This window comes from Streptomyces sp. NPDC001222, from assembly GCF_042896945.1.
Lineage (GTDB): Bacteria > Actinomycetota > Actinomycetes > Streptomycetales > Streptomycetaceae > Streptomyces > Streptomyces gibsoniae.
In genome coordinates this window covers 25858-38748 of the sequence record NZ_JBIAXT010000003.1, presented here as the reverse complement: position 1 = coordinate 38748, position 12891 = coordinate 25858, and the positions used below count along the sequence as shown (strand labels likewise).

At 71.9% G+C, this 12891-nt stretch carries 7 protein-coding genes; 1 reads left to right on the top strand and 6 read right to left on the bottom strand.

Going from position 1 to position 12891, the window contains the following annotated elements; all coding sequences use genetic code 11:
* Positions 1-169: 169 nt before the first annotated feature.
* The 3 genes from ACFY2Z_RS05920 to ACFY2Z_RS05910 form a co-directional block, all read right to left on the bottom strand.
* Positions 170-2725, bottom strand: a complete 2556-nt coding sequence (locus ACFY2Z_RS05920; RefSeq protein WP_390742945.1) for a protein kinase — start codon at positions 2723-2725, stop codon at positions 170-172.
* 171 nt (positions 2726-2896) lie between these two features.
* Complete coding sequence (locus ACFY2Z_RS05915) at positions 2897-5017, bottom strand: serine/threonine-protein kinase (protein ID WP_390742944.1); 2121 nt, start codon at positions 5015-5017, stop codon at positions 2897-2899.
* A 558-nt stretch (positions 5018-5575) separates the two neighbouring features.
* Entirely contained in the window at positions 5576-7282 is a 1707-nt protein-coding gene (locus ACFY2Z_RS05910) for a glycerol-3-phosphate dehydrogenase/oxidase (protein ID WP_390742943.1), read from the bottom strand.
* 268 nt (positions 7283-7550) lie between these two features.
* Between ACFY2Z_RS05910 and ACFY2Z_RS05905 the strand changes: the two genes are divergently transcribed.
* Entirely contained in the window at positions 7551-8759 is a 1209-nt protein-coding gene (locus tag ACFY2Z_RS05905) for a nucleotide sugar dehydrogenase (RefSeq protein WP_390742942.1), read from the top strand.
* A 220-nt stretch (positions 8760-8979) separates the two neighbouring features.
* Here ACFY2Z_RS05905 and ACFY2Z_RS05900 read toward each other — a convergent pair whose 3' ends face one another.
* From ACFY2Z_RS05900 to ACFY2Z_RS05890, 3 genes are all read right to left on the bottom strand, one after another.
* Positions 8980-10104, bottom strand: a complete 1125-nt coding sequence (locus ACFY2Z_RS05900) for a GuaB3 family IMP dehydrogenase-related protein (protein WP_390742941.1) — start codon at positions 10102-10104, stop codon at positions 8980-8982.
* Between the two features lie 218 nt (positions 10105-10322).
* Positions 10323-11828, bottom strand: coding sequence for an IMP dehydrogenase (gene guaB, locus ACFY2Z_RS05895; RefSeq protein WP_390742940.1), 1506 nt, complete (start codon positions 11826-11828; stop codon positions 10323-10325).
* Between the two features lie 280 nt (positions 11829-12108).
* Positions 12109-12684 (bottom strand): sigma-70 family RNA polymerase sigma factor, encoded by a 576-nt coding sequence (locus ACFY2Z_RS05890; RefSeq protein ID WP_365166637.1) that lies wholly within the window; start codon positions 12682-12684, stop codon positions 12109-12111.
* Between the last annotated feature and the right edge of the window lie 207 nt (positions 12685-12891).

Here is a 12891-nt window from a genome sequence, read left to right as displayed (position 1 = left end):
GCAACGGAGACCGCACTGTGACGGTTCTCCCTTCCCCGTAGGGGACGGAACCACCGCACTCTCAGCGCAATCGGACCTCGCCCTCCTGTGAACCGGCGAGCCGCCATCGGCTCTTCACCACAGTCATGTCCTGGGTCCATGTCCTGTGTGCATGTCCTGTCCGCATGCCTCAACCGGCCGCCTGATACGTCTGTTCCGCCTGCTCGAACAGCCTGGTCACCTCATCCACTTCGGCCTCCGGGCCGCGGACCTGCACCACGTGGTAGCGGCCGCCGACGATGAGGGCGAGATTGCGTACGAACAACTCGCGTCCATTGCCGTCCGTCCAGGTGAACTGGCCTTCGGCCATGGTCCGTCCGCCGACGTCGATGCGCCGCATCCCACTGGAGGTGGCCCAGGTCGAGTCACGGAACGGCTGCAGTTCTGGCTCCGACTCCCGCTGGTAAGTCAGCGGATCGGCGCCGTATCTGCTCGTGCTGTCGCGTCCGGGGACGACGATCAGCTCGAAGTCGCCCTGGGAGTAGACGATCTGACCGCTGTTGTTCTTCGGTGTCCGGTTCCAGCCGCTCGCCACGGCGACGCGGAAGCCCTCGGGGTCCGTGCGCAGGGTGAAGCCCTGGGCGACCTGGGGCTCGTCGGTCTGGGTCTGCGGGGAACCGTCCGACGGGGAGGGGCTCTTGGAGCTCCCGCGACCCGACTGCTGCGCGCCGCTCGTGGCGGAGTGCCGCGGCGTCGGGGTGGCGTCCTCGGCGGCACCGGCGTTCTCGGGCGCGGCGCCGGCGCCGGTGGTGTCTCCCGCCTTCGGCATGAAAACCAGGGCGTACGCGATCGCGCCGGCCAGCGCGAGCAGGATCAGCACAAGCAGGGTGCGGCCGAGTCTGCGCGGCTTCTGCGGGCGCTCGTCCCGGGCGCGCTTGTGGCGGGCGCGGGTGGTCGCGGGCAGCCCGGCGCGGCGCCTGCGGACCAGTTCGCCCCGGCGCCGTACGATCGGCAGCCGACTGGGGTCGACGGGCGGCGCCGCGACCACATGCGTCCCCGCGTCGGGTTCGGGCGCGGACCGCACGAGGGAACGCAGCCAGCCGCGCAGCTCCTCGAAGTCCAGGCGGTCGGTGGGGTCCTGACGGAGCAGCGTCTCCACGACCGGGCGCAGCGGACCGCACTCCTCCGCGAAGGCGGGCGGTTCCGAGCAGACGAGCTGGACCAGCTCGGCGGTGCTCTCCTCGGGATACGGCGCATGCCCCTGCACGGCCCGGAACAGCAGCGCGCCCAGCGCCCACAGGTCGGTGGCGGGCCCGATGGGCGGGGCCAGCTGCCAGTTCTCGTGCACGGGACCGGCCTGTTCGGGCGCCCAACGCTCGGTGACGGGCCCGACGACGGCCATCCGTGCCTGCCGGGCACGCTCGGCGGCGAGGGCGGTGGCGGGACCCCGGTGGTTCCAGGAGGTGCCTACAGAACCGGGCTCGGTGCCAAGCGCGTCGGGGGCCGCCGGTGCGGACGGGCCAGTGCCTGTGCCGTTCTCGTACGGACCCGGGTTCTTCTCGTGCGGACCCGTGCCGTCGTTCCGGGGGACGGGGTTGCCGCCGGGCAGTGCGGGCCGGTCGTCGGCGGCGGGCGCCGCGGGGCGGGGTACCGCGCCGTGCCAGGACGTCGTACGGCCCACCCCGTAGGGGTCGGCGATCTGCCCCGGCGAGGTGCCGGGCGCGATCTCCACGCCGTTCTCGGCCTGACGGGGTGCGGGCAACGCCGTCCGCCCGCCCCGCTGTTCCTCCTGCACACGTGCCGCGGCCCGGGCCCCGGCGCGGTACGCCGCGATCGCCCCGGCCCGTGCGGCCCGCACGTCCTCGGCGGACTCCAGCGCCCGGGGGGCGGCGGGGCCACCCCCGGGCGCGCCACCGCCGGGAGCCGCGCCGTTCGCCCGCGCCTCGATCGCGGCCCGGCGGGCGGCCTCGGCGTCCATGGCCGAGGCGGGCCCGCCGCTCCCCGCGAACCCTCCCGAACTCCCGGGCGCATCACCTTCCGTACGGCCCCCGGAATCCCCGCGCACGGCCCCCTGCGGGTCCCCGCCCCGGTCGGGCGGCCCGGCATCGCTCTCGCTCTCGGTCTCCTGCGTCGGCACCGGGTCGTACCCGCACAGCGCCTCCTCCGCCGCCCCCACCGCGAGTCCGGTCAGCATCACCCGGCCGTCGTCGCAGACGAGCACCGTGCGTGCCGTGATGTTCCGGTGCACCCAGCCGTGGCCGTGCAGTACCCGCAGGGCCATGAGGACGTCGGAGGCGACCTCCGCCGCGCGGTACGGCGTCAGCGGCTTCTCCGCGAGCAGCGCCGCCAGCGACCGCGCGGGGACCAGCTCACTGACGATCCACAGCGAACCGCCCTCGGCGAACACGTCGAAGACCTGGTCGAGCCGTGGGTGGTCGGGTATCCGTGCGGCGGCCTGGGCGGCCTCGATCGCGCGCCGTACGGCGGGCTCGGCGGGCCGGCGCGTGGCCGTCGTACGGCCGGCGCCGCCGCGGTCCCGGCCGTCCCGGGCCACGTATCCCTCGGGCAGTCCGTCCGCGTCGAGCACCTCCGCCTCGACGACCTCGGGCAACGGCACCTGCCGTACCAGGACTTCCTGTCCGCTGTAGGTGTCGAAGGCCCGGGTCTCGGCGAGTTCGAACTCGTCGGCCGGCGGCAGCGGCAGGCGGTAGCGGTCGGCGAGCACCCGTCCCGCATAGTCGTCCACGATGCCTCCCCCGGCCGCCCCGGTTGGTCAATTCCGTTCGCGTTGCGCCTCGTTCTGGATGCCTGCGGTCCGCAATTCCTCACGATACGTGCCGGAGGCAACCTGCAACCCGGGGATGCCATATCTCCCCACGACACGAGCGCACGGAACGTCAGTCGGCCGTTCGGTACGTCACGACTTCGGCCGGAAGGTCCCGGTCAGCGTCTTCCAGGTGTTCGTGCGCAGATCACCGTCCCAGTCGCCGGCCTTCGCCGTGTACATCAGCCCGTATCCCTGATGCGAGTTGACGACGAATCCACGGTCGATCACCCGGTTCGTAGTACCGCCGTCGACGTAGGTGAACTCCCAGTCAGCCGTGTTCCAGCTCTTGTACTCCACCTTCGCGATACGAACCCTCTTGTACTGGGGGCGCGTCATGGAGCGCTCCTGGTTCTCCCAGTCCGCCACCGGGTCGTCCTTGGGCGTGGACGTCCAGGCGACCAGCAGCCGCTGCCCGTCGGGACCGGTGAACCGGTCACCGGCATCGTCCGACGACTGGTACTTCCAGCCCTTCGGCAGTCCGATGGAGTACCCCTGACCGCCCTTGTACGTCTTCACCGAGCCGCCGTCGTCACCCGAGGACCCGGAGGAGGTGGCGGCGCTCCCGCCGGGGGCGGCCGAGCCCTCCTGCGCGTCCGACCCGCTCGTCGCGGTGCCGCTGGTGCTGCCGCTGTCCGGGTGCGTGCTGCCGCCGCTCCGGCCGTTGCCGTCGCCGCTTCCACTGCCCTTGCCGCCGCCGCTGCGGGCCGTCGCGCCGCTGGTCACGGCGGTCTTGGCGCCGCCCTTCTTGCCGTCCTGCTCGTCGCCGCGATGGAGGGTGAGCGCGAGCACCGTGCCGAGCACGGCCAGCACCACGACGACCGCCACGATCACCAGCGTCCGCTTCGGCACCACGTCGGTGAGCGGCGCCCTCGGCGGCTGCGCCGGCCGCGGCGGCCGGTCCGGGTCGGGCAGTATGGGCCATCCCGAACTCGGCTTCGCTGAACCGGAGTTCGATCCGGTGGTGCCACCGCCGCTCCGCGCGCCCGTGGAGGCCGCTCCCGCAGCGGACGAGACGGACGAACCGGATGCGCTCGATGCGTCGGACGAACCGGCTCGACCGGCCGGGCCAGACGTCCCGGCGGCGGGCGTCCTGGCACTCGGGGAGCCCGCGTCCTCGGACGCCTTCTCCGCCTCGGCTCCCGAGGACTTGGTGCGCGCGGTGGAGGTCGCGGCGGCCGTGGCCGCACCGAGGGACGCCGCGGACCTGCGCACAGAGCGCAGCGCTCCGCGCAGCCGCTCGGCCGCCTCCTCGCCCCGCTTGCCCCCGGAGGCCGAAGTCCCCTCGTCCGCGCTCTTCCCGGGCAGCGGCGGCAGTGGTACGACCCGCGTCGCGTCCGCGGCCGCCTTCTCCTTCTCGTCCGGCGCGTGGATGACCTCGTTGAGCATCGCCCGGGCGCCCGCGTCGTCGAGGCGCTGCTGCGGATCCTTGGCGAGCAGGCCGTAGATGACACTCTTCAGCGGGCCCGCGTTCTTCGGCTCCTCCAGGGGCTCGGTCATCACCGCGGTCAGCGTGGCGATCGCCGACCCCTTGTCGTACGGCGGAATGCCCTCGACCGACGCGTACAGCAGTCCGCCGAGCGACCACAGGTCCGCCGCCGGGCCGGGCTTGTGCCCGCGCGCCCGCTCCGGCGAGATGTACGAGGGGGCGCCGACCAGCATGCCGGTGGAGGTGATGGAGGGGTCGCCCTCGACCTGCGCGATGCCGAAGTCCGTGAGCACGACCCGGCCGTCCTCGGCGATGAGCACGTTCGACGGCTTCACGTCGCGGTGCAGGATGCCCTCACGGTGCGCGGCGCGCAGCACGTCGAGCACCACGAGTCCGACCTCGGCGGCGCGCTTGGGCTCCAGCACGCCGTCCTCGCGGATGACCTCGGCGAGCGACTTGCCCTCGATCAGCTCCATCACGATCCAGGGCCGGTCGTCCTCGTGGACCACGTCGAAGACCGTCACCGCGCCGTTGTTGCGGATCCGGGCGATCGCCTTGGCCTCCCGCAACGTACGCGTGATCAGGCGCCGTTTCTCGTCCTCGTCGATGCTCGACGGGAACCGCAGCTCCTTGACCGCGACCGTACGGCCCAGGGTCTCGTCCTCGGCCCGCCACACCGTGCCCATGCCGCCGCGGCCGAGTACGTCTCCCAGCCGGTACCGCCCGGCGAGGAGACGTTCGCTCTTGTCCTGACGGGGTGTCCCCGCCCGCTCCGCGTCCGACATGCGTCCCCTCATGCAACCCGCCCTGACAGAGCCTCCATTGTCCCTCACGCGCGGACCGCCCCACGCCCAGGGTGCCCCTGGTTCGGCGGGTCGTCCCACGCCGGAGGGCGTCCTGAGAGACCTGCCGGAGCATGAACGAGACCCGAACAGGGCGGCCGAGAGCCCGGTCTGCACCGCTGCGCCCGCTGTGCACCCCCGGCGCGCTCGTGTCCCGTCGCCGGAACCGGTCACGCGGGAGGCCCGATCCGTCCCTGTCACAGGTTCGTCCCATGATGGGCCGCGGCGATGAAGGATCGCACTGCCGCCGCGCCGGACAACCGGATCACGCCCTTCCGGTCGCACGGCCGCGCCTCGGCCGCCGAGGGCTCCGACGGCTCCGACGGCTCGACGACACGCGACCCGGCCGCCCCGCGCACCCGGACGGGTCACGGACTCCGGCCCGGAACGGGCCCTGTTCACGGCCGAACTCCGTCCCCGTACCTCTTGGAACGATCCGGTTCCGAACAGAGATCCCGGACCGCGCCGCCCGTTCGAGTGAACCCGGGTACACCCCGGCGGCTACAGCGGCACTATGTCCGGCGCCCCCAGTCTCGCCGCGTCCGCCGTCAGATCGTCGGGCTGGCGCTGCGACTCCCGCTCCGCCTCCACCCGCTTCTCGTAGTGCTCCACCTCGCGCTCTATCTGGTCCATGTCCCAGCCGAGCACCGGGGCCATCAGTTCGGCCGCCTCCCGGGCGCTGCGCGTGCCGCGGTCGAAGGTCTCGATCGAGATGCGCGTCCGCCGGGTCAGCACGTCGTCCAGGTGCCGGGCGCCCTCGTGCGACGCCGCGTACACCACCTCGGCGCGCAGATAGTCGTCGGCCGCGTGGAGCGGTTCACCCAGTGAGGGGTCGGCCGTGATCAGGTCGAGCACCTCCTCCGCCATCGAGCCGTACCGGTTCAGCAGATGCTCGACGCGGACCACGTGCAGTCCGGTGCGGGCGGCTGTGCGCGCCCGCGCGTTCCACATCGCCCGGTAGCCCTCGGCGCCCAGCAGGGGGACGTCCTCGGTGACACACTCGGCCACCCGCCGGTCGAGGCCGTGCACCGCCTCGTCGACGGCGTCCTTGGCCATCACCCGGTACGTCGTGTACTTGCCGCCCGCCACGACCACGAGGCCCGGCGCCGGGTGCGCCACGGTGTGCTCGCGGGACAGCTTGCTGGTGGCCTCGGACTCACCCGCGAGGAGAGGCCTGAGGCCCGCGTACACCCCCTCGACGTCGTCCCGCGTGAGCGGCACCGCGAGGACCGAGTTCACATGCTCCAGCAGATAGTCGATGTCGGCGCTGGAGGCCGCGGGGTGCGCCTTGTCGAGGTTCCAGTCGGTGTCCGTCGTGCCGATGATCCAGTGCCGGCCCCACGGGATGACGAAGAGGACGGACTTCTCGGTCCGCAGGATCAGCCCCGACGCCGAGTGCACGCGGTCCTTCGGCACGACCAGATGGACGCCCTTGGACGCCCGGACATGGAACTGGCCCCGCTCGCCCACCATCGCCTGGGTGTCGTCGGTCCACACCCCCGTCGCGTTGACGATCTGCTGGGCGCGGACCTCGTACTCCCCGCCTGCCTCCACGTCCTGGACCCGGGCTCCGACGACCCGCTCGCCCTCGCGCAGAAAGCCGATCACACGGGCCCGGTTGGCGGCCTTCGCGCCGTACCACACGGCGGTGCGCACCAGGGTCGCCACGAAGCGCGCGTCGTCCATCTGCGCGTCGTAGTACTGCAAGGCGCCGACCAGGGCGTCCTTCTTCAAGCAGGGGGCGACGCGCAGGGCGTGACGGCGGCTCAGGTGACGGTGCAACGGCAGTCCCCGGCCGTGGCCGCGCGCCATCGACATGGCGTCGTAGAGCGCGACGCCCGAGCCCGCGTACAGCCGCTCCCAGCCCCTGTGCTGAAGGGGGTACAGAAACGGGACCGGCTTCACGAGGTGGGGCGCCAGGCGCTCCAGCAGCAGCCCGCGCTCCTTCAGCGCCTCGCGCACGAGCGCGAAGTCCAGCATCTCCAGATAGCGCAGGCCGCCGTGTATCAGCTTGCTCGACCTGCTGGAGGTGCCCGACGCCCAGTCACGGGCCTCGACCAGGCCCGTGGACAGGCCTCGGGTGGCGGCGTCCAGCGCCGTGCCCGCGCCGACCACGCCCCCGCCCACGACCAGCACGTCCAGCTCGCGCTCGGCCATGCCCGCCAGCGACTCGGCACGCTGCGCCGGCCCCAGTGTCCCTGTCCTCACCGCTGCCTCCCGCAATGTCGCGCCGGCCACACCCGTCAAGCGAGACCCGGCTCACCTCTGCTCATGCCCAAAGTCTGACCGTGATGCCCGACTTCGGCCACCACGCACCAGCAGCCTGTGGACAAACACACGAGGAAACACGCGTAGTCAATCACGCAAATCGGTCATATTTACTCCTAGTCTGACATTGCCCTCATCGCTCGCTCATTCTGTCCACAGCAGTTGCGCACCTCCCCCGCCTCGGCTACTGGGAAGGACGGCCCACGCCATGCCCGCAGATCTCGCCGTCATCGGACTCGGTCACCTCGGCCTGCACCTGGCCCAGGCCGCCGTCGCGGCCGGCATCTCGACACTCGGGTACCGGACCGGCCCCGAGGCCGGCTCCCTCACCGCCGCCGAACTGCGCCGGATGCTCGCGCGGGGCTTCCGGCCCACCTCCAGCGCCGCTGAACTCGGCCGTGTCCGCACCGCCGTCATCTGCGCCCCGGTCCCGCGCGGCGCGGACGGCGCACCCGACCTCACCCAGGTGGAGTCCGCCGCCCGCACCCTCGCCGAGCGGCTGCGCGCGCACACCACCGTCATCCTGGAGTCACCGGTTCCGCCCGGTACCACGGAGGACCTCCTGCGTCCGCTCCTCGAAGCGGGCTCCGGGCTGCGCGCGGGCCGCGACTTCCACCTCGCCTACTCGCCGAGCCGCGTCGACCCCGGCAACCGCGACTTCGGGGCCGCCAACACGCCCAAGGTCATCGGCGGTCTCACCCCCGCCTGCACGGAGTCCGCCGCCACCTTCTACGGACGTCTGACCGACAAGGTGGTACGTGCGCGTGGGCCGCGCGAGGCGGAGACCGTGCAGGTGCTGGAGACGAACTACCGGCAGGTCAACATCGCCCTCGTCAACGAGATGGCGGTGCTCTGCCACGACTTGGGCGTCGACCTGTGGGACGTCATCCGCTGCGCTGAGACCAAGCCGTTCGGCTTCCAGGCGTTCCGCCCCGGTCCCGGCGTCGGCGGCCACGCCGTCTCCCAGAGCCTGGCGGCCCCGACCGGGCGCAGCCTGCGCATGGTCGAACTGGCGCAGCAGGTCAACGGCCGGATGCCCCCGTACGTCGTACAGCGCGCCGCCGCCCTCCTGAACGAGCACGGCAAGTCGGCCCGCGGCGCCCGGGTCCTGCTGCTCGGCGTGACCTACAAGCCGGACCTCGCCGATCTCCAGGGCTCCCCCGCACACGAGATCGCGCTGCGCCTGATGGAGCTGGGCGCGTCCGTCAGCTACCACGACCCGCACGTCCCGGCATGGAGCGTCCTGGACCGCCCGATCCCGCGCGCGGACTCCCTCTACGAGGCGGCGGCGGGCGCCGACCTGACGATCCTGCTCCAGCAGCACCGCACCTACGACCTGCAGGGCCTCTCGGTGAAGGCCCAGCTGCTCCTGGACACACGGGGGGCCACGCCCACGGGGGCGGCGCATCGGTTGTGAAGGGGGGTGGCGGGTCCGGTACCGAACCGGATCCGGTCCCAGCGAGTGGGCTTGCGCTGACGGCCCCGGGGCGCGCCCCCTTCCATGACGCCGCCCAGTTGCGCGCCCCTCCACAGCAATGCACGCCCCCACCTGGGCACTTGGACACACGAAGGGGCCTGGTTCACCCGTCGGGGTGAACCAGGCCCCTTCGTCCGCTCAGGCCGAGCGCGGCGTCATGTCACCGCCGGTGCTGCGAGTCCGCCACCGTGACCTCGACCCGCTGGAACTCCTTGAGCTCGCTGTAGCCGGTGGTGGCCATGGCCCGGCGCAGGGCGCCGAAGAAGTTCATCGAGCCGTCCGGGGTGTGCGAGGGGCCGGTGAGGACCTCCTCGATCGTGCCGACCGTGCCGAGGTCGACCTTCTTGCCGCGCGGCAGCTCCTCGTTGACCGCCTCCATGCCCCAGTGGTGGCCCTTGCCGGGCGCGTCCGTGGCGCGGGCCAGCGGGGAGCCCATCATCACGGAGTCGGCGCCGCAGGCGATCGCCTTGGGGAGGTCGCCGGACCAGCCGACGCCGCCGTCCGCGATCACGTGCACATACCGGCCGCCGGACTCGTCCATGTAGTCGCGGCGGGCCGCCGCCACGTCCGCGACCGCCGTGGCCATCGGGACCTGGATGCCGAGCACGTTGCGCGTGGTGTGCGCGGCACCGCCGCCGAAGCCGACCAGGACACCGGCCGCGCCGGTGCGCATCAGGTGCAGGGCCGCGGTGTAGGTGGCGCAGCCGCCGACGATCACCGGGACGTCGAGTTCGTAGATGAACTGCTTCAGGTTCAGCGGCTCGTGCGAGTGGGAGACGTGCTCCGCCGACACCGTCGTACCGCGGATGACGAAGATGTCCACGCCCGCGTCCACGACGGCCTTGGAGAACTGCGCCGTGCGCTGCGGGGAGAGCGCGGCCGCGGTGACGACGCCCGAGTCGCGCACCTCCTTGATGCGCTGCCCGATCAGCTCCTCCTTGATCGGAGCCGCGTAGATCTCCTGGAGGCGGCGGGTGGCGGCCTCGACCGGCAGCTCGACGATCTCGTCGAGCAGCGGCTGCGGATGCTCGTGCCGCGTCCACAGGCCCTCGAGGTTCAGCACGCCCAGGCCGCCCAGCTCGCCGATGCGGATCGCGGTGGCCGGGGAGACGACCGAGTCCATGGGGGCGGCCAGGAAGGGCAGCTCGAAGCGGTAGGCGTCGATCTGCCAGGCGATCGAGACCTCCTTCGGGTCCCGCGTACGGCGGCTGGGGACGACGGCGATGTCGTCGAAGGCGTACGCCCGGCGGCCGCGCTTGCCGCGCCCGATCTCGATCTCAGTCACGTCTGTGGCCTTTCCCTGATGCGTTTCAGCGTCTTCCAGTATCGCCGACGGCCGCGCCGGGAGCCGCCCCGGACGAAGGACGGGGACGGCTCCGGCGTACGGCAGGGGCGGCCCGGACGGACGACGAGGGCGGTCCGGAAGCTTCCGGACCGCCCTCTGAGGTCGTCACCCGCGTCGCACGCGCGGGGGCCGTCACCCGCGCTCCACGCGTGTGTGCGTCACTTGCCGCTGTAGTTCGGCGCCTCGACCGTCATCTGGATGTCGTGCGGGTGGCTCTCCTTGAGGCCCGCGGACGTGATCCGGACGAACTGGCCCTTGGCCTGGAGCTCGGGAACCGTCCGGCCGCCGACGTAGAACATCGACTGGCGCAGACCGCCCACGAGCTGGTGCACGACCGAGGAGAGCGGGCCGCGGAAGGGCACCTGGCCCTCGATGCCCTCCGGGATCAGCTCGTCGTCCGAGGCGATGCGCTCCTGGAAGTAGCGGTCCTTGGAGAAGGACCTGCGGTCGCCGCGGGACTGCATGGCGCCCAGCGAGCCCATGCCGCGGTACGACTTGAACTGCTTGCCGTTGATGAAGAGCAGCTCGCCCGGTGACTCCTCGCAGCCGGCGAGCAGCGAGCCCAGCATCACCGTGTCGGCGCCCGCGACCAGGGCCTTGGCGATGTCGCCGGAGTACTGCAGGCCACCGTCGCCGATGACCGGGACACCGGCCTCCTTGGCGGCGAGCGAGGCCTCGTAGATCGCGGTCACCTGGGGCACGCCGATGCCGGCGACCACACGCGTGGTGCAGATGGAGCCCGGGCCGACACCGACCTTGATGCCGTCCACACCGGCGTCGATCAGGGCCTGCGCGCCGGCGCGGGTGGCGATGTTGCCGCCGATGACGTCGACCCCGGACGAGTTCGACTTGATCTTGGCGACCATGTCGCCGACCAGCCGGGAGTGGCCGTGCGCGGTGTCTACGACGATGAAGTCGACACCCGCCTCGATCAGGGCCTGGGCGCGCTCGAAGGCGTCGCCCGCCACGCCGACCGCGGCACCGACGATGAGCCGGCCCTCGGCGTCCTTGGCGGCGTTCGGGTACTGCTCCGCCTTGACGAAGTCCTTGACCGTGATCAGGCCCTTGAGGACGCCCTCGTCGTCGACCAGCGGGAGTTTCTCGATCTTGTGGCGGCGCAGCAGCTCCATGGCCTCGGCGCCGGTGGTGCCGACCCGGCCGGTGACCAGGGGCATCGGGGTCATGACGTCGCGCACCCGAAGGGAACGGTCGCTCTCGAAGGCCATGTCACGGTTGGTGACGATGCCGAGCAGCTTGCCGGCGGGGTCGGTGACGGGGACACCGCTGATCCGGAACTTGCCGCACAGGGCGTCGGCCTCGGCCAGGGTGGCGTCCGGGTGGATGGTGATGGGGTTGGCCACCATGCCGGACTCGGAGCGCTTGACCAGGTCGACCTGGTTGGCCTGGTCCTCGATGGACAGGTTGCGGTGCAGTACACCGACGCCGCCCTGACGGGCCATCGCGATCGCCATGCGCGACTCGGTGACCTTGTCCATGGCGGCGGACAGAAGCGGGATGCTGACCCGGACGTTCTTGGAGACGTACGAGGCGGTGTCGATCTCGTCGGGCGCCATGTCCGACGCGCCCGGCAGCAGCAGCACGTCGTCGTAGGTCAGCCCGAGTGTCGCGAATTTCTCGGGCACTCCGTCGACGTTGGCAGTCATGACACCTTCCCCAAATGGCCTTGATCGGTGCGGATGTCCATGCTAACGGGAAGCGTGGGTATCTCATTCCACGGTGGGAAGTGACCCTCGGCTTCGTATGTTCGTACGGAGAAGAGGGTCCGCCGGTTCAGACACGGGGCCGACGGGGCCGTGCCGCGCACCGGCCGAACGGGCCCCGGGACCCCCGCACTCCGCCGTTCTGGCTGGTCGCCGTTGCGGCGGTGAAGGAACCGCGGCCGCGGACACGAGGCCGCGGCACGCAAGAACGACGGCAGTGCCGCTACTGCTCGGCGAGCGCGCGCAGCCTGCTCAACGCCCTGTGTTGCGCCACCCTCACCGCTCCCGGTGACATTCCCAACATCTGACCTGTTTCCTCCGCGGTCAAGCCCACGGCGATCCGCAGCAGGAGCAGCTCACGCTGGTTCTCGGGGAGGTTGGCCAGGAGTTTCTTGGCCCACTCGGCGTCGCTGCTGAGCAGCGCGCGCTCCTCGGGACCCAGGGAGTCGTCCGGGCGTTCCGGCATCTCGTCCGACGGGATCGCCGTCGAGCCCGGATGGCGCATCGCCGCGCGCTGCAGGTCCGCGACCTTGTGCGCGGCGATCGCGAAGACGAACGCCTCGAACGGGCGCCCGGTGTCCTTGTAGCGCGGCAGCGCGAGCAGCACGGCCACACAGACCTCCTGCGCCAGGTCCTCGACGAAGTGCCGCGCATCACCGGGCAGCCGCGACAGCCGCGTACGGCAGTAGCGCAGGGCCAGCGGGTGAACGCGGGCGAGCAGGTCATGGGTCGCCTGCTCGTCGCCGTCGACGGCGCGATGGACGAGCGCACCGATCACCGTTGTCTCGTCGTCGCGCATCGGTCCATGGTGCCTTGGCGTCGTCCGATCCGTGGCACCGCGTCCGTAGTTGTGCACCGAAGCGTTATGAGCAGGTGCGCCGGAACCCATCGCCTGCGCCCTCCCCTCCCGCTCGACCGACTCGTCCCCGAGGAACTCCACACCTCAAGGATGCGGCATCCGCGGCGAAACGAGCAGCGGGCACCCGGCGGGCCCTGTTGCGGGCCC